Source organism: Pseudomonas imperatae, assembly GCF_057128625.1.
The window spans coordinates 1-17,829 of sequence record NZ_JBSKHP010000026.1 but is presented as its reverse complement, the minus strand read 5'-3'; the positions used below and the strand labels follow the sequence as shown (position 1 = coordinate 17,829).

At 66.0% G+C, this 17,829-nt stretch carries 15 protein-coding genes and 1 tRNA gene; 6 read left to right on the top strand and 10 right to left on the bottom strand.

Translation table 11 applies throughout. From position 1 onward, the window contains the following. Positions 1–31 precede the first annotated feature (31 nt). The 3 genes from ACWKWX_RS25940 to ACWKWX_RS25930 are packed head-to-tail and all read left to right on the top strand — an operon-like array spanning position 32 to position 5,474. On the top strand, positions 32–1,270 hold the full coding sequence (locus ACWKWX_RS25940) for an exonuclease SbcCD subunit D (RefSeq protein ID WP_483829274.1): 1,239 nt from the start codon (positions 32–34) through the stop codon (positions 1,268–1,270). Then, positions 1,267–4,905, top strand: coding sequence for an AAA family ATPase (locus tag ACWKWX_RS25935; RefSeq protein WP_483829273.1), 3,639 nt, complete (start codon positions 1,267–1,269; stop codon positions 4,903–4,905). Before ACWKWX_RS25940 ends, ACWKWX_RS25935 begins: the two co-directional genes overlap by 4 nt. Then, positions 4,902–5,474, top strand: coding sequence for a glutathione S-transferase (locus tag ACWKWX_RS25930; RefSeq protein WP_483829272.1), 573 nt, complete (start codon positions 4,902–4,904; stop codon positions 5,472–5,474). Before ACWKWX_RS25935 ends, ACWKWX_RS25930 begins: the two co-directional genes overlap by 4 nt. A 271-nt stretch (positions 5,475–5,745) precedes the next feature. Here the strand turns inward: ACWKWX_RS25930 and ACWKWX_RS25925 are convergent, their stop codons facing one another. Beyond that, a complete protein-coding gene (locus tag ACWKWX_RS25925) occupies positions 5,746–5,925 on the bottom strand; it encodes a hypothetical protein (RefSeq protein WP_416423189.1) in 180 nt (59 codons plus the stop codon). A 420-nt stretch (positions 5,926–6,345) separates the two neighbouring features. Between ACWKWX_RS25925 and ACWKWX_RS25920 the strand changes: the two genes are divergently transcribed. Beyond that, a complete protein-coding gene (locus ACWKWX_RS25920; RefSeq protein WP_483829271.1) occupies positions 6,346–6,984 on the top strand; it encodes an RES family NAD+ phosphorylase in 639 nt (212 codons plus the stop codon). A gap of 24 nt (positions 6,985–7,008) precedes the next feature. Here ACWKWX_RS25920 and ACWKWX_RS25915 read toward each other — a convergent pair whose 3' ends face one another. The 8 genes from ACWKWX_RS25915 to ACWKWX_RS25880 all read right to left on the bottom strand — a co-directional run bounded on the left by ACWKWX_RS25915 (position 7,009) and on the right by ACWKWX_RS25880 (position 14,755). After that, positions 7,009–7,620 carry a hypothetical protein gene (locus ACWKWX_RS25915; RefSeq protein ID WP_416423187.1) on the bottom strand — a complete coding sequence of 204 codons (612 nt, stop codon included), beginning with the start codon at positions 7,618–7,620 and terminating at the stop codon, positions 7,009–7,011. Positions 7,621–7,829: 209 nt separating this feature from the next. After that, a tRNA-Gln gene (locus ACWKWX_RS25910) sits at positions 7,830–7,904 on the bottom strand. A gap of 191 nt (positions 7,905–8,095) precedes the next feature. Beyond that, complete coding sequence (locus tag ACWKWX_RS25905) at positions 8,096–8,917, bottom strand: alpha/beta fold hydrolase (protein ID WP_483829270.1); 822 nt, start codon at positions 8,915–8,917, stop codon at positions 8,096–8,098. A gap of 142 nt (positions 8,918–9,059) precedes the next feature. Then, the gene (locus tag ACWKWX_RS25900) at positions 9,060–10,232 is read right to left on the bottom strand and encodes a lactonase family protein (RefSeq protein WP_483829269.1); all 1,173 of its coding nucleotides are present in this window, start codon (positions 10,230–10,232) and stop codon (positions 9,060–9,062) included. 71 nt (positions 10,233–10,303) lie between these two features. Continuing rightward, positions 10,304–10,576, bottom strand: a complete 273-nt coding sequence (locus tag ACWKWX_RS25895; protein ID WP_416423184.1) for a DUF5629 family protein — start codon at positions 10,574–10,576, stop codon at positions 10,304–10,306. Between the two features lie 249 nt (positions 10,577–10,825). Next, positions 10,826–12,400 (bottom strand): aldehyde dehydrogenase (NADP(+)), encoded by a 1,575-nt coding sequence (locus tag ACWKWX_RS25890; protein WP_483829268.1) that lies wholly within the window; start codon positions 12,398–12,400, stop codon positions 10,826–10,828. A 9-nt stretch (positions 12,401–12,409) separates the two neighbouring features. Beyond that, positions 12,410–13,402, bottom strand: a complete 993-nt coding sequence (araD1, locus tag ACWKWX_RS25885) for an AraD1 family protein (protein ID WP_483829267.1) — start codon at positions 13,400–13,402, stop codon at positions 12,410–12,412. A 21-nt stretch (positions 13,403–13,423) separates the two neighbouring features. Beyond that, positions 13,424–14,755, bottom strand: a complete 1,332-nt coding sequence (locus tag ACWKWX_RS25880; protein WP_483829266.1) for an MFS transporter — start codon at positions 14,753–14,755, stop codon at positions 13,424–13,426. 170 nt (positions 14,756–14,925) lie between these two features. Here ACWKWX_RS25880 and ACWKWX_RS25875 point away from each other — a divergent pair, with 170 nt between their 5' ends. Both ACWKWX_RS25875 and ACWKWX_RS25870 read left to right on the top strand, forming a co-directional pair. After that, entirely contained in the window at positions 14,926–16,665 is a 1,740-nt protein-coding gene (locus tag ACWKWX_RS25875; protein ID WP_473005873.1) for an IlvD/Edd family dehydratase, read from the top strand. 170 nt (positions 16,666–16,835) lie between these two features. Continuing rightward, entirely contained in the window at positions 16,836–17,558 is a 723-nt protein-coding gene (locus ACWKWX_RS25870) for a FadR/GntR family transcriptional regulator (protein ID WP_416423179.1), read from the top strand. Positions 17,559–17,641: 83 nt separating this feature from the next. On the opposite strand, the gene ACWKWX_RS25865 is transcribed toward ACWKWX_RS25870, so the two are convergent. After that, the coding region (locus tag ACWKWX_RS25865; protein WP_483829265.1) for a hypothetical protein at positions 17,642–17,829 on the bottom strand (188 nt) is incomplete at its 5' end.

Here is a 17,829-nt window from a genome sequence, read left to right as displayed (position 1 = left end):
CCCACGGGCAGGGCCTGCCAAGGAATTTGCGATGCACCTGTTTCACACCTCCGACTGGCACCTGGGCCAAAGCCTGCATGGCCAGGACCGCGACTTCGAACACGCCTGCTTCCTCGACTGGCTGCTGGCCCGCCTGGGCGAGCGCCGGCCGGACGTGCTGCTGATCGCCGGCGACATCTTCGACACCGTCAACCCGCCGGTAAAAGCCCAGGAACGCCTGTACGACTTCATCGTCAACGCCCACGAGCAACAGCCGGCGTTGACCATCGTGATGATCGCCGGCAACCACGACTCCGGCTCGCGCATCGAACTGCCGGCGCCACTGATGCGCCGCCTGCGCACCCACGCCCTGGGCCGCGTGGTGTGGCTGGACGACGGCCAGCTGGACAGCGAGCGCCTGCTGATCCCCTTGCAAAACGCCGACGGCGAAGTGGCCGGCTGGTGCCTGGCGCTGCCGTTCCTGCGCCCGGCCGAAGTCACCGGCGCCACCCTGGGCGACGACTACCTCAAGGGCATCGCCCACGTGCATGAACGCCTGATCGCCGCCGCCGAGGCCAAGCGGCAGCCGGGCCAGGCGCTGATTGCCGTCAGTCACGCGCACATGGCCGGCGGCTCGGTGTCGGAGGACTCGGAGCGCAGCCTGATCATCGGCAGCGCCGAGGCCCTGCCCGCCAGCCTGTTCGGCGAGGCCATCAGCTACGTGGCCCTGGGGCACCTGCACAAGCCCCAGCAGGTCAACGGCGAAACGCGCATCCGCTACAGCGGCTCGCCGATCCCGCTGTCGTTCTCCGAGATCGACTACCCGCACCAGATCCTCGAGATCCGCTGCGAGGGCGAGCAGCTGCTTAGCGTCGAACCGCTGCTGATTCCCCGCGCCGTGGACCTGATCCGCCTGGGCCCGGCGCCCCTGGCCGAGGTGCTGGCCAAGCTGGCCGACCTGAGCGAAGTGGACCTGCTGGCCGACCTCACCCACCAGCCCTGGCTGGAAGTGCGGGTGATACTCGACGAGCCGCAGCCCGACCTGCGCCAGCAGATCGAAACGGCGCTGCAGAACAAGGCCGTGCGCCTGGTGCGCATCGGCGCCGAATACGCCGGCAGCCGTGGCGCCGACGACGGCGACGCGGCGCTGATCGAACTGGACCAGCTCAGCCCGCAGGAGCTGTTCAGCCGCGCCTGGCTGGACAGCTACGGCAGCGAGGTGGACAGCGCCACCCTGGACGACTTCGCCCTGCTGTTGCAGGAAGTGCAACTGGCGGGAGAACAGCCATGAAGATCCTCGCCATTCGCCTGAAGAACCTGGCCTCGCTGGCCGGCCCGTTCGAACTGGACTTCACCGCCGAACCCCTGGCCAGCGCCGGCCTGTTCGCCATCACCGGGCCCACCGGCGCCGGCAAGAGCACCCTGCTCGACGCCCTGTGCCTGGCGCTGTTCGGCGCCGTACCGCGGCTGAGCAAGACCGGCCGCGACGCCAAGGTGCCGGACGCCGACGGCGAGATCAACACCGGCGACCCGCGCACCCTGCTGCGCCGCGGCACCGGCGCAGGCTTTGCCGAGGTGGACTTCGTCGGCATCGACGGCCGCCGCTACCGTGCGCGCTGGGAAGCCAACCGCGCCCGCGACAAGGCCGGCGGCAAGCTGCAGGCCAGCCGCCAGAGCCTGCGCGACCTGGACAACGACCAACTGCTGGCCAGCCAGAAAGGCGAATACAAGACCCTGCTCGAAGGCTGCCTGGGCCTGAACTTCGAACAGTTCACCCGCGCCGTGCTACTGGCCCAGAGCGAGTTCAGCGCCTTCCTCAAGGCCGACGACAACGAGCGCAGCGAACTGCTGGAAAAGCTCACCGACACGGCGCTGTACACGCGCCTGGGCAAGCGCGCCTTCGAGAAGAGCCGCGACGCCCGCGACGCCCACAAGCAGCTGCAGGACCAGGCCGGCGGCATCGCACCGCTGCCCACCGAGGCTCGCGAAGCCCTGGACCTGGAATACAGCACCGCCCTGGGCCTGTTGCGCACCGAGCAGGCGCGCCTCAAGCAGCTGGAACAGCAGCGCCAGTGGCACGTGGAGGGCCAGCGCCTGCACGGCGAACACCAGGTCGCCAGCGAGCAGCTGCAACAGGCCGAGCAACAAGCGCAAGCCTTGGCCGATAGCCGCAACACCCTGGCGCGCCTGGACACCTTGGCACCCCAGCGCCATCTGTTCAGCCGCCAGGCCGAGTTGACCGGCGAACTGCAGCCGCTGGCGGCGCGCATCGCCGGCCACCAGCAGGCCAGCGACCAACTGCACACACGCCAGGCGCAGTTGCAGCTGGCCCGCGAACAGGCACAGGCCGCACTGACCGCCGCCCTGGCCGCCCAGGCTGATGCCGCGCCCGCCTTGCGCCAGGCCTTCGACGAACAGAGCCACCTGGCACGCCTGGACGAACAGGCTGCGCCCTTGCAGCAGGCGCTGCAGGCTGCCGAAGTTGCCCGCGATCAGGGCCAGGCTGCCATCCAGCGCCTGGACCAGGGCCAGCAGGCCAGCACCGCGCGCCTCGAACAGATCACCCAGCAACTGGCCCAGAGCGCAGGCCTTGCACCGCTGGCCGAGGCTTGGCCGGTATGGCGCCCACGGCTGCAGCAGGCGCTGACCCTCAGCGCGCGCCTGCTCAAGGGCCGCGAAGAACTGCCGGCCCTGGAACAACGCGCCAGCGCCAGCCAGGCGCAGCTGGCCGAACGGCAACAGGCGCTGGACGCACTGTACCAGCAGGCCGGCTGCGCGCCCCACGAACTGGCCGACCGCCTCAGCGCCCTCACCCACCAGTTGCAGGGCAGCCGCCAGCAGCTGCGTAGCGTCGAGGACCTGCACCGCCACTGGCAGCGCCAGCAGGAACTGCAGGAGCGCCAACACAGCCTGGGCGAACAGGCCCGCGTTGCCGCCGAGCAGCGCGAAGTGCGCACCCGCGAAGGCCTGCAGCTCAAGGGCGAGCACGAGACCGCCGTGCAGCAACTGGACGTCACCGTCGCGCTGCTCAACCGCCAGCGCCTGGCCCGCAGCGCCAGCGTCGAGGAACTGCGCGCGCAGCTGCAAGCCGATCAACCCTGCCCGGTGTGCGGCAGCGCCGAGCATCCCTGGCATCAGCCCGAGGCGCTGTTGCAGGCACTGGCGGGGCACGATGACAGCGAAGAGCGCAACGCCCGCCTGGTGGTGGAAAAACTGGCCGCGCGCCTGGCCGAGCTGCGCGTCGAAGTCATCGCCCTGCGTGACCAGCAGGCGCAGCTCAAGCAACAGGACGAACAGCTGCAAGGCCAGCTGGGCACGGTGCAACCGCTGATGGAAGCTCACCCGCTGTACGCTGCGCTGAGCGACGCAGAACAACCCGGCCCGTGGCTGGAACACCAGCAGCAGGCCGCCCACCAGCGCATCCAGGCCGAGGAACAGCAGCAAGGCGCGCTACTGACCCTGCAGCAACAGGCCGGCGCCCAACAGCAGCAACTGCAACAGGCGCAGCAGGCCAGCCAGGACGCCAGCCGCCTGTTGGCCGAGCAAAGCCAGCACCTGCACAACGACCAGCAGCGCCTGGACCAAGAACTGCAGGCGTTCGCCAGCGTGCTGCCGGCCAGCGACCTCGACGGCCTGCTGCACACCCCGGCCGCCACCTTCATGGCCCTGGACAACAGCGTCAGCCAGCGCCTGCAACACCTCGAACAACAGCGCGAGGAACAGCAGGAGCATGACGAGCGGCGCCAACGCCTGACCCAGGAGCGCCTGCTGCAACAGGGCCGCGAACAGGCGGCCGAGGCCCAGGCCGAAGGCCTTGCGCGGTTCAGCCAGCAGCGCCAGGCCGCCAGCGAACGCCTGCAGGCCCTGCTCGGCCAGCATGCCGACGCCGCCACCTGGCAAACCGCGCTGGAGCAGGCCGTGCATCAGGCGCGCACCACCGACAGCGATGCCGCCGCCCAGCAGCAGGACGCCAGCAACCAGGCCCTGCAATTGGCCAGCGAACTCAAGGCCGACCAGCAGCGCCAACAGCAGCTCGACGCGACGCTCGGCGAGCTGACGGCCAGCCTCGACGCCTGGCGCCAGCAGCACCCGCAGCTGGACGACGACGGCCTGGCCGCACTGCTGGCCATCGATGAACAGCAGGTCAGCCACCTGCGCCAGCGCCTCAACCAGGCTGACAAGGCCGTGGAAGAAGCCCGCGTGCGCCTGCACGAACGCGAGCGCCAGTTGCAAGCGCACCAGGCCCAGGCCAACGGCGCCGGCACTGTCGACGAACTGGACGCCAGCCTGCTCCAGGCCCAGCAACAGTGCGCCGCCTGCGAGGAAACCTGCGCCGAGCTGCGTGCCCGGCAGGTCGAGGACCAGCGCCGCCTGACTGCCCACGGCGAGCTGCAGGCGCGCATCGAACAGGCTTACGGCGAGTTCCAGCGCTGGGGCCGCCTGGCCGCGCTGATTGGCTCGGCCGAAGGGGAAAAATTCCGCAAGCTGGCCCAGGCCTACAACCTCGACCTGCTGGTGCACCACGCCAACGCCCAGCTGCGCCAGCTGGTGCGCCGCTACCGCCTCAAGCGCGGCGGCAGCATGCTCGGCCTGCTGGTGCTGGACACGGAAATGGGCGACGAACTGCGCTCGGTGCATTCGCTGTCGGGCGGTGAGACCTTCCTGGTCTCCCTGGCACTGGCCCTGGGCCTGGCATCGATGGCGTCGAGCACCTTGCGCATCGAGTCGCTGTTCATCGACGAAGGCTTCGGCAGCCTCGACCCCGAGTCCCTGCAACTGGCCATGGACGCCCTCGACGGCCTGCAGGCCCAGGGCCGCAAGGTGGCGGTGATCTCCCACGTGCAGGAGATGCATGAGCGCATCCCGGTGCAGATCCAGGTCAAGCGCCAGGGCAACGGCCTCAGCAGCGTCGAGGTGACGGGATGATTCTGTACTCCTTCCGCCGCTGCCCCTACGCCATGCGGGCGCGCATGGCGCTGCGCTACAGCGGCGTGCCGGTGGAAATTCGTGAAGTGAGCCTGAAGGCCAAGCCGGCGGACATGCTGGCAGCGTCGCCCAAGGGCACGGTGCCGGTGCTGGTACTAGCGGATCGGGTGATCGACGAGAGCCTGGACATCATGCGCTGGGCCCTGGCACACAACGATCCGGATGGCTGGCTGGAGAGCGATGGCAATGAGCTGATCGCCTGCAACGACGGCCCGTTCAAGCAGGCGCTGAACCGCTACAAGTACGCCGACCGCTACCCCGAACACCCCATGGTGTGCTACCGGGAACAGGGCTGCGCGTTCCTGCAGGTGCTGGAAGCTCGTTTGCTGGAAAACCAGTGGCTGGCAGGTGAGCGCTTGGGCCTGGCTGATATCGCCATCGCGCCCTTCATCCGCCAGTTCCGCGGCGTGGACCCGGACTGGTTCGGGCAGGCGCCCTACCCGCGCGTGCGCGCGTGGATCGAAGGCATCATCGAGTCTGCGTTGTTCAAGGCCATCATGGCCCGCTGAGTATCAGCCGCCGACGACGAACTGCGTGGCGATGGTGGCCGCCAGCATCACCGCTACATACAGGCCGATGGCCAGGTAGGCACCGTGACGGGCAGACGAAAGAATGGCACTGGCCATGATGAAGGCTCCGTGGCGAAGAATTCAGGCTGACAGGATCAGGTATTGCCGCGCCGAAAACCAGTGACAAACATCAATGAAGGTTATCGGTTTTCTTGATTGTAGCTGATGGCTAGCAACCCGCCGCAGATCGGGCGGGTCTGCCCAGGGCTGCTCAGTGCTGGATCTTGTGGTCCAGGGCTGCATAGAAGTTGGCGCTTTTCTGCAGGTACTGCTGGGTGTAGCTGCTGACGGCGGCCTTGCGTTCGGTGACCTGCACACTGGCGTGGGCTGGCAGCGCCACGGTGGCGGAAACGGCGGAAGCGGCGATCACGGAGAAGAGATTGAAGTTCATGGCGGCGTACCTCGAATAGGGTGGTTTGGCTGGGGCCGGTGAGGCCATGGGTCAAACTTACGCCTGGGGTGTCGCGGGTTGAAATTCATTGGGGTGGTAGCGGATATCATTGGGATTGATATTGAGCGACCTCACCGTAGCAGCGGCCGCAGGCCGCGTCACGCACGCCGCGCACCGCCGCATACCTTGCGGACCGCAGACGCAGCCTTCGGCAGCTGCTACGCAAGTACCCTGTAGCACCGGCCGCCAGGCCGGGTCAGCCCCCCCGGCCGCCCTTGCTGCATCCGGTAACATTTCCGGACCGATGTAGGGGTTGTCCTCCTTGCCAGGTATTCCTATTCTCCCGCTCCACATCCAACGGCCCCCAATCCCGCAGGTCTGCGCAGCTGCGTACACAACAACCTATGGAAATGGACAAACATGACCGAGACCAATCCGGAGACGGTGCAACGCCTTCTCATGGAACGGCAGGATGTATGGATACACCTGCCAGCAAAAACTTCGGTGTTTCGCATCACCAGCCACCCAACGCCCATTTTCTACAACCGCCGCTCGATCTCGAGGTACAGCGACCCCTTCCAGGAGGTAGGGGTTTGCTACGTCGCGGGCAGCCCGGAAGTTGCCATTGCCGAGACTTTCCAGCACGGCCGGAATGGGCTTGGCTCTCCCGTGCTCGTAGCCGAAATCAGCAGCGCGTCACTTCACCAGCTGGAAACGGCTCGGACCCTGCGGCTTGTTGATGTGCAGCGCCTGAGTAGCTACCTCGGGGGCAAATTGGGCGCTATCTGCGAAGGCAGGGGGCAAGGCGGGTCAGGATATCGGCTCACCCAACAGCTCAGCGGTGCCTGCATGAGAAGCGGCGTTGACGCGGATGGCCTTGTGTACAGCTCGGTAGCCTTTGGCCGGGCCCTATCGATGGAGGGCCATAATGTGGTGCTGTTCGAAGGGCGCGGCACCCAGTTGCTAGCCCTCGACGCATCACCTGTTGAGACTGTCATGCTATCCGGGGACACTACAGCGCTTGAGCTTTTACTTCAGCTCAAAGTGCTTGTGGTGTAGCCAAGCAACCTCAACGGCTGCCGGTTACTTCCCCATCTCCAACCGGTTACGGAAGTCGCGCAGAATGATGTCAAACGCCGCCTCATGCTCCAGCAGCAGGTAACGAGGCTGCCAGTTTGCCGGCTTCCCTGGCTCAGAGAAATCCATCGGCTGGGCCAGGAACAAGACCAACACATTGACCAGCGTTTCATCCGCCGGGTCTATGCCCAGCTGTTTGATCAACTGGCCAATCACTGGCGTTTCCCTGCCGTTGCGGAATTGGAAATCGGGGTAGTAGCGGCGACGGTTGTGAGTGTAGGCGACCACGCTGCCCGTCCGGGTTTTCTTGCTCAGCGCCTGCTTGGTGACCCCAAGAATGGCGCACACATCGCTGGCTTCCAAGGCGTCGTAGGCCTTCTGGAAACCTTGCAGGGCATCGGCTTTCATCTGTGCCAGGGCGATTTCATTACGGGCCTGGATGCTCATTGGCCGGGCAGGCTTCTTGAGGACCACCGCAACCGCCTTTTCACCCTTGAGCTTCGCCGCTGCAATAACCGCTGATTCGGGAATGGCGAGGATCAGCGCCTCAAATTCCTTCAGCAGCGCCGCCTTGGCCGCTTCAAACGAAGGGTTCAACGGGGTGGGGTGGACGTTCATGGCAGGTTTCCCAGGATTCAAGAAGCAGTGAATGAAGGCTAAGCCTACAAAAAACAACTGTCAACTTGTAAACCTGACTACCTGTCACCCATAAAGTAAGCAAAAATGTCTACCTCCGCCACCCATAAAGCTCAAACGCCAGGCACGACAAATCCCCCAGAATGCTTATGCACTTGGGAGAAAAAGAATTCAAATACTGGAAGAGAAAATGGCAGGGGCGGCTGGATTCGAACCAACGCATGGCAGGATCAAAACCTGCTGCCTTACCGCTTGGCGACGCCCCTGTAGGTGTTGCGACGAGCATGTTGCTTAGTGCTCGTTGGGTATGGCGCGCAATTTACCAGCAAAATATCGATCTGTGAAGCCCTAGTGTGAAATTTTTTCTTTAAAAACAGCTGCTTGCCCTCTCGAAAGGCCGCAAGGCGGCGCCGGGCCCCGTTTTCCCTGCGGATTGCGGGGGCCAGCGCCGGCGGTGTCAGGCCTTGAAGAATGCCAGCAGGTCCTGGTTGATCACATCGGCATGGGTGGTGCACATGCCATGCGGATAGCCCTTGTAGACCTTCAACGCGCCACGGCTCAGCAGTTTGATTGACAGCTCGGCCGAGTCGGCGATGGGCACTATCTGGTCGTCGTCGCCGTGCAGCACCAGCACCGGCACGCTGATCTGCTTGAGGTCTTCGGTAAAGTCGGTTTCCGAGAAGGCCTTGATGCAGTCGTAGTGGGCCTTGGTGCCGCCCATCATGCCCTGGCGCCACCAGTTGTCCTTGACGCCTTCCGAGACGTCGGCGCCCTCACGGTTGTAGCCGTAGAACGGCACCGGCGCTTCCTTGTAGAACTGCGCGCGGTTGGCGGCCAGGGCGCTGCGGAAGCCGTCGAACACCTCGATGGGCAGGCCGCCGGGGTTGCTCGCGGACTTGACCATGATGGGCGGCACGGCGCCGATCAGCACCGCCTTGGCCACCCTGCCCGCCCCGTGCCGGGCCACATAGCGCGCCACCTCGCCACCGCCGGTGGAGTGGCCGACGTGGATGGCGTTCTTCAGGTCCAGGTGCGCCACCAGTTGGGCGACGTCGCTGGCGTAGGTGTCCATGTCATTGCCGGTGGCGGTCTGGGTGGAACGGCCGTGGCCGCGGCGGTCGTGGGCGATGACGCGGAAGCCCTGGTGCAGGAAGAACAGCATCTGCGCGTCCCAATCGTCGGCGCTCAGCGGCCAGCCGTGGTGGAACACGATGGGTTGGCCGGTGCCCCAGTCCTTGTAGAATAGCTGGGTGCCGTCTTTGAGGGTAAACAGAGCCATGTGTCACCTCCAGTGTGCGGAAAGCATGCGCACGCTGCGCAGGCCGAACAGGGAGGTTAGATGGTGGAAGGCGGGGCGATGGTGCCGCTCGTCGTCGGGCACCGCAAAGCAAAACCCCCGCTTTCGCGGGGGTTCTGGTGAATCAACGCAGGAACTTCACATCCGACGGCGAATCGATGTCGAGCTTCTGCACGGTGTCGCCGAGCTTGCCGGTGGCCGGGTCACGCTTGACCACCACGATCTGGTTGCTCTTCTGGTTGGCGATCACCACGAACTTGCCGCTCGGGTCGATGGTGAATTCACGCGGCTCGATACCTTCCACGGAGCGACGCTGTACTTCCTTCAGCTCGCCGCTGGCCTTGTCGATGCTGAACACCAGCAGCTCGCTGGCCTGGCCACGGTTGGTGACGTAGAAGAACTTGCCATCGGCCGAGAAGTGCAGCGCGGCGGTGGCCTTGTGGGCGGCATCGGCGTCGGCGGCAGCCAGGTTGACGGCCTGCTTCTGCACCAGGTTGCCAGCCTTGACGTCGAACACGAACACCTGGCCGCTCATTTCGGTGGTCAGGTAGGCGTGCTTGCCATCAGCGCTGAACAACAGGTGGCGCGGGCCGCTGCCTGCTGGCAGTTGCACCGAGGCTGGCGAAGCGGCGGTCAGCGGCTTGGCCTTGTTGGCGGCATCATAGTGGTAGACGAACACCTTGTCGGCGCCCAGGTCCTGGACGTAGACGAAACGGCCGTCGGGGCTGGAGACCACCGAGTGCACGTGGTCGCTGGCCTGGCGCTCGGCAACCACCTTGGAGGCTGCGTCGTGGCTTTCCTGCTGCACCAGTTGGCTCAGGGTGCCATCGGCGCTCACGCCGAACACCGACAGGCTGCCGTTAGGGTCCGGGTGCACCGAGTAGTTGGCCACGAACAGGTGCTTCTCACCCTTGGCCAGGCTGGAGAACGTCGGGTCTTCACCCTTGGTCTCGACCTGGTTGATCAGGGTCAGGTCATGGGTCTTGGGGTCGATCTTGAAGCTGCTGACCTTGCCGACTTTATCGTGGGCCGAGTCAGGGCCGTTTTCGTTCACGGCGAACAGGTGCTTCTGGTCCTTGCTGATGGTCAGCCAGGACGGGTTCTCGGCCTTGGTCACGGCCAGCGGCTTGGCGCTGAGCTGGCCGGTGGCGCTGTCGAAGTGGTAGCGGTAGATACCTTCGCTGGTGTTGTTGGTGTAGGTGCCCACCAACAGGTCGTAGCCGCTGGCGGCCATGACGTGGGACGAGAGCACACTGATTCCGCTGGCGAGCAGCAGGGGCAGGAGATGGCGTTTCATTGTAGTTTTATCCTCGACGGGTCCTGATCAAAAGACCCCGGTCATATTCAGAAGTTGGACGCCAGGAACGCTTATTCCTGTTCGTCATCCTCATCCGTTGCAGAGAAACCACTGAGGCAGACTAGTTGATAGTTGCCGGTGTCGTTGCTGATTTCCCAGGACTGTTGCGCATCGTCGAAGCGCGCCGCCGCCAGTTGCTCGGCGGTGAAGCGCCAGCGCTTGAGCTCGCGCCCATCCATGCATTCGATACGCAGTTCGCCCGCGTCCAGGACAAAATCAAAGGCATGCAGATCATTGATCAGCAGCATGCCGCTTGTTTCTAGTTGTTCTTTAAGGCCGGTCATGACCATCTTTCATAAAGGGGGTGGAGAGGCGCCCATGATATGCCAAATCGGCCAATTTGAAACCGGTTTCCGCTTCAAACTGTCGCACCCCCATGCCTGAAAACGCCGCGACCCTACGACGCAAAACCCCGTAGCCGCTGCCGCCAGGCTGCGCTGGCCCCTGAGTACACTGGAGATCTCCAGCGGGGCATGGGGCCAGCGCAGCCTGCGGCAGCGGCTACGGGGTTGTTGCGGGTTGTCGAGTTTATGTCACAAGGCGTCGCGGCTGGGGGCGCCGTCTACCAGGCGGGTGAGGCCCAGGGGGTTGGCGTTGCGCAGCGCCTCGGGCAGTAGCTCGTCGGGGTAGTTCTGGAAGCACACTGGGCGCAGGAAGCGGTCGATGGCCAGGGTACCTACCGAGGTGCCGCGCGAGTCCGAGGTGGCCGGGTACGGCCCGCCGTGGACCATGGCTTCACAAACCTCGACGCCGGTAGGGTAGCCATTGAGCAGGATGCGCCCGACCTTCTGTTCCAGCAGCGCGGTCAGCTCGGCGTGGTGGCGGAAGTCGGCCGGCTCGCCGATCAGCGTGGCGGTCAGCTGGCCGTGCAAGGCCTCGAGCGCGGCGTTGAGCTGGTACTGATCCGCGACCTCGACCAGCACGGTGGTAGGCCCGAACACCTCTTCCTGCAGCACTTCATCGCCATCCAGCAGCAACTGCACATCGGCCTGGAACAGCTGCGGCTGGGCTTGGGCGCCCTGCTGGGTGCTGCCGGCCAGGTGGCGAATGCCGGGGTGGGCGTGCAGCGCCTCCAGGCCCTTGGCGTAGCTGCGCAGGGTGCCGGCGTTGAGCATGGTCTGCGCTGGTTGCGCCCCCATGGCGGCGGCCAGTTGCTGGACGAACACGCTGAAACCCGGCGAGCGCAGGCCAATCACCAGCCCGGGGTTGGTACAGAATTGGCCACAGCCCTGCACCACCGAGGCGGTCAGCTCGCGGGCCACGGTTTCCCCGCGCAGTTCCAGGGCCTGCGGCAGCAGGATCACCGGGTTGATGCTCGACATTTCGGCGAACACCGGGATCGGCTGCGGCCGCGCCGCCGCCATGTCGCACAAGGCCCGGCCGCCCTTCAACGAACCGGTGAAGCCCACGGCCTGGATGGCTGGGTGCTTGACCAGCGCCTCCCCTACCCCGGCGCCGTAGATCATGTTGAACACACCGGCAGGCATCTCGGTGCGCTCGGCGGCGCGGATGATCGCGTCCGCCACCCGCTCGGCGGTGGCCATGTGGCCGCTGTGGGCCTTGAACACCACCGGGCAGCCGGCGGCCAGGGCGGCGGCGGTGTCACCGCCAGCAGTGGAGAACGCCAGCGGGAAGTTGCTGGCGCCGAACACCGCCACCGGGCCGACGCCGATGCGGTACTGGCGCAGGTCCGGGCGCGGCAGCGGGGTGCGCTCGGGCAGCGCGCGGTCGATGCGCGCGCCGTAGAAATCGCCACGGCGCAACACCTTGGCAAACAGGCGCATCTGCCCGCTGGTGCGGCCGCGCTCGCCCTGGATGCGCGCCGCCGGCAAGGCGGTTTCCTGGGTGACCAGGGCGACGAAGTCATCGCCCAGCGCGTCCAGCTCATTGGCAATCGCTTCAAGGAACTGCGCGCGCCGCTCGCTGCTCAGGCGCCGATACAGCGGGTACGCCTGCCGGGCCGCACGGGCGGCGGCGTCGACTTCTTCCGGGGTGGCCTGGTGAAAGTCGAACGGCAGTTCGGCGCCGGTGCTGGCGTCGACGCTCTTGACCACTACCGTGCCCTGGGCGCTACGGCGCCCGCCAATGTAGTTATGACCACGAATCATGGAACCTCCTCAAAGCTTGCCGATGCTGCCGGGGGCGAACGCCGCCTCGCCACGGCCGACACGGTTGTTCAGCGGCGCGCCGAACTCGTCCAGGCTGATCTCGAAACGGTCGCCCAGCTGGGTGCTGATGCCGTCGGCGAACGACAGCGTCGCGGTGCCGAAGAAATGGATGTGCACATCGCCCGGGCGCAGGAACTGCGCGTACTTGAAGTGGTGATACTCCAGGTTGTCGAAGCTGTGGCACATGTTGCTTTCGCCGCTGAGGAACTCTTTTTCCCACAGCAGCTTGCCGTCGCGCCAGATGCGGCTGGTGCCCGCCAGGTGCGTGGGCAGCTCGCCCACGCGCAATTCCGGGCCGTAGGAGCAGTGGCGCAATTTAGAGTGCGCCAGGTACAGGTAGTTCTTGCGCTCCATCACGTGGTCGGAGAACTCATTGCCCAGGGCGAAGCCCAGGCGGTACGGCTTGCCGTCGCGGCCGATGACGTACATCCCGCCCAGCTCCGGCTCTTCGCCGGCGTCTTCGGCGAACGGCGGCACCGGGAACTCGCCACCGGGGCGCACGACGATGCTGCCATCGCCCTTGTAGAACCATTCGGGCTGCACCCCGGCCTGCCCCGCCGCCGGCTTGCCGCCATCCAGGCCCCACTTGAAGATTCTCATGCTGTCGGTGACCGCCGCTTCCTCGCCCACCTGCTGGTGCATCTTGTCGCGGGTGGCGGCGCTGCCCAGGTGGGTCAGGCCGGTGCCGGTGATCAGCATGTGCGCCGGGTCCGGGTGGTCCAGCGGCGGCAGGATGCGGCCCTCGTCCAGCAGTTGCAGGTAATCGTGGTGTTGGCCCAGGCCCAGGTCATCGACATGGCGCGCCAGGCCAATGCCGGCCTCGATGGCCGCCAGGGCCAGTTCGCGCACGCTGTTGGCGCCGCGCACTTCGTGCACGCGGTCGCTGTCCACCAGGCCCACGCGGCGCTGGCCATCAATCAATTGGAATTGCACTAGACGCATGGTTGCTGCTCCCTTTTGTTGTCAGGTACGTGCGCTGGGTTGCGCGCTGCGGGCACTGGCGGCGAACTGCTCGGCCGGCAGCGCGTGGCGGCGCTCCAGCAGGCGGTAGACCACCGCGGTCAGCAGCAGGCCGAACAGCATCACGCCGGTGAGGAAATACAGGCCGCTGGCCAGGTTGCCGGTGTACTCCTTGAGCGCACCGATCACGAACGGGCCGATGTAGCCGCCCAGGTTGCCCACCGAGTTGATCAGGGCAATGCCGGCGGCCGCGCTGGCGCCGGCGAAGAAGCGCCCCGGCAGGGTCCAGAACACCGCCGTGCAGGAGAACAGCGAGAACGCCACCAGGCTCAGGGCCGCCAGTTGCAGCACCGGCACGCTAAGCCAGGCGCTGAAGAACAGGCCGGCGGCGCCCAGCACGTAGAGCACGGCCAGGTGGCCGTAGCGGTCGTTGAGGCGGTCGGAGCTACGCGGCACGATCAGCAGGCCGACGATGCCGAAGATGTACGGCACCGACGAGACGAAGCCGGTCACCAGGTCGCTGCCGCCGAACTGCTTGATCAGCGTCGGCAGCCACAGGCCCAGGCCATAGATGCTCAGGGTCACCGGCAGGTAGAGCAGCGCCAGCAACAGCACGCGGAAATCCTTCAGGGCGTGCAGCGGGTTGCCGTGGCGGGTCTGGCCGTAGGTGTCGAGGTCTTTCTGCAGCTCGGCGGCCAGCCAGCCTTTCTCCACGGCGCTCAGCCACGTCACCTGCGCCGGGCCGTCGGGCAACCACTGCAGCACCGGCCAGGTGAGCAGGATGGCCGGCGTGCCGATGGCGATGAACAGCCACTGCCAGCCGTGCAGGCCCAGCACCCCGTCCATGCCCAGCAGGCCGCCGGACACGGGCCCGGTAATCATCATGGCGATGGGCTGCGAGAGGATGAACAGGCCGAGGATCTTGCCGCGGTGGCGCACCGGGAACCACTGGGTGATGTAGTACAGCACGCCAGGGAAGAAGCCCGCCTCCGCGGCGCCCAGCAGGAAGCGCATCACATAGAAGCTGTTGGGCCCCTGCACGAACGCCATGCCGATGGTGATGGCGCCCCAGGTGATCATGATGCGCGCGAACCAGCGCCGCGCGCCGAAGCGGGTCAGCAGCAGGTTGCTAGGGATTTCCAGCAGGAAGTAGCCGATGAAAAACAGCCCGGCGCCCATGCCATAGGCGGCATCGCCGATGCCCACGTCGCTGCCCATGTGCAGCTTGGCGAAGCCCACCGCCGAGCGGTCCACGTAGGCCACCAGGTACAGCAGGATCAGGAAGGGGATCAGCTTGAGGGTGATACGCCTGACCAGGCGCAGTTCTTCGCTCATGGCAACGGTCTCCAATTGTTCTTGTTATGGATGGGGATCGGCAGGCCGTCCTCCGTTGCGAACGACTATATAGTATTACTATTTAACGAACAACGACTTCACATGTTGGGATTTTAGGCATATTTTAGCTATCAGCGCCGTCATTAAGTCTTACAATAAGAGAAGCCCCCATGTCTGAGAAGAAACCTGCACTGCGTTCGGCCCAATGGTTTGGCACCGCCGACAAGAACGGCTTCATGTACCGCAGCTGGATGAAGAACCAGGGCATCGCCGACCACCAGTTCCACGGCAAGCCGATCATCGGCATCTGCAACACCTGGTCCGAGCTGACGCCCTGCAACGCCCACTTCCGCACCATCGCCGAACACGTCAAGCGTGGCGTGCTGGAGGCCGGTGGCTTCCCGGTGGAGTTCCCGGTGTTCTCCAACGGCGAGTCCAACCTGCGCCCCACCGCCATGCTCACCCGCAACCTGGCGAGCATGGACGTGGAAGAGGCCATTCGCGGCAACCCCATCGACGGCGTGGTGCTGCTCACCGGCTGTGACAAGACCACCCCTGCCCTGCTGATGGGCGCCGCCAGCTGCGACGTGCCGGCCATCGTCGTCACCGGCGGGCCGATGCTCAACGGCAAGCACAAGGGCCGCGACATTGGCGCCGGCACCATCGTCTGGCAGATGCATGAGTCGCTGAAGGCCGGGCAGATCAGCCTCGACGAATTCCTCTCTGCCGAGGCCGGCATGTCGCGCTCGGCGGGCACCTGCAACACCATGGGCACGGCCTCGACCATGGCCTGCATGGCCGAAGCCCTGGGCACCTCGCTGCCGCACAACGCCGCCATCCCGGCGGTGGATTCACGCCGCTATGTGCTGGCGCACATGTCGGGTATGCGCGCGGTGGAGATGGTCAAGGAAGACCTGCGCCTGTCGAAGATCCTCACCCGCGAAGCCTTCGAAAACGCCATCCGCGTCAACGCCGCCATTGGCGGTTCCACCAACGCCGTGATCCACCTGAAAGCCATCGCCGGGCGCATCGGCGTCGACCTGGAGCTGGACGACTGGACCCGCATCGGCCGCGGCACCCCGACCCTGGTGGACCTGCAACCGTCCGGGCGCTTCCTGATGGAAGAGTTCTACTACGCCGGCGGCCTGCCCGCCGTGCTGCGGCGCCTGGGCGAAAACCACCTGATCCCCAACCCCGAGGCCCTCACCGTCAACGGCAAGAGCCTGTGGGACAACGTGCGCAACTCGCCCATCTACGGCGACGACGAGGTAATCCGCGCCATCGACAACCCGCTGGTGGCCGACGGCGGCATCTGCGTGCTGCGCGGCAACCTGGCGCCGCTGGGCGCGGTGCTCAAGCCCTCTGCCGCCACCCCGGCGCTGATGAAACACCGTGGCCGCGCCGTGGTGTTCGAGAACTTCGACGAGTACAAGGCACGCATCAACGACCCGCAGCTGGACGTGGACGCCGACTCCATCCTGGTGATGAAAAACTGTGGCCCCAAGGGCTACCCGGGCATGGCCGAGGTCGGCAACATGGGCCTGCCGGCCAAACTGCTGGCCCAGGGCGTGACCGACATGGTGCGCATCTCGGACGCGCGCATGAGCGGCACCGCCTACGGCACCGTGGTGCTGCACGTGGCGCCGGAAGCGGCGGCCGGCGGCCCGTTGGCAGCGGTGCAGGAAGGCGACTACATCGAACTGGACTGCAGCACCGGGCGCCTGCACCTGGACATCAGCGACGCCGAACTGGCGGCGCGCCTGGCCGACTGGCAGGCACCGGCGCACAACCTGCTGGCCGGTGGCTACCGCCAGCTGTACGTGGACCATGTGATGCAGGCCGACCAGGGCTGCGACTTCGACTTCCTGGTAGGCTGCCGCGGCGCCGAGGTGCCCCGCCACTCCCACTGACACTCCACCCGTAGCAGCGGCCGCCAGGCCGCGTCCCGCCGCGCCGCGCCGCGCACTCCTCACGGTACGCGGCGCCCGGGACGCGGCCTGGCGGCCGCTGCTACGGGAGGCGAGACGCCTTGGGAATGCTATGATCGCGCCAACCATCGCTCAGGACCTCCCCACCCCCCATGGACTACCGCAAACCCTCCGACCGCAAGAGCATGCACGCGCGCATCGTGCAGGAAATCGGCATGCAGATCGTCTCCGGGCGGCTGAAGCCCGATGACAAGCTGCCCGCCGAGGCGCTGTTGTGCGAGGAATATGCGGTCAGCCGGCCGGTGCTGCGTGAGGCCACGCGGGTGCTGGTGGCCAAGGGGCTGGTGTATTCCAAGCCGCGGGTGGGCACGGTGGTGAAGGCGCGGCGCGAGTGGCACCTGCTGGACCCGGACGTGCTGCACTGGCTGATGCAGAGCAGCCCGCAGAACGAGTTCTTCGCGTTGCTGACCAGCGTGCGCGCGATCATCGAGCCGGCGGCGGCGGCACTGGCGGCGCAGCATGCCACCGCCGAGGACGTGGCCTCGATTGCCGAGGCCTACCAGCGCATGGAAGCGGCGCCCACGCCGGAAGCCTTGCTGCAGCCGGACCTGGACTTCCACAGCCGCATTGCCGAGGCCACCCACAACGACCTGCTGGCGCACCTGTGCAACATGCTGGCGCTGGCGCTGCGCGAGGCGTTGAAGCATTCCAACCAGCGGCCCAACCTGCATGAACTGGCGATGCCACGGCACAAGGCGATCCTGACCGCCATCGAGAACCGCGATGCCCTGGCAGCGCGGCAGGCGACGCTGGTGCAGCTGGACGATGCGCGCAATGCGTTGGGGATGGTGTTGGGGTCGGAGTTGACTCTGTAACCTCCTGCCACCGCGTAACGCCCAGACGCGGCCTAACGGCCGCTGCTACGCGAGGTCCGTCGTAGCAGCGGCCGCAGGCCGCGTCAATGCGCGAATATCGAGCCCCCCGCCTTGCCCGCCATCTTCTCCGGCTTGATCAGGAACCGCGCCAGCGCCGGCAGCAGCCACAGCGCGCCGAACATGTTCCACAGCAGCATGAACGTCAGCATCAGGCCCATGTCGGCCTGGAACTTGATGGCCGAGAAGATCCAGGTGCACACGCCGATCGCCA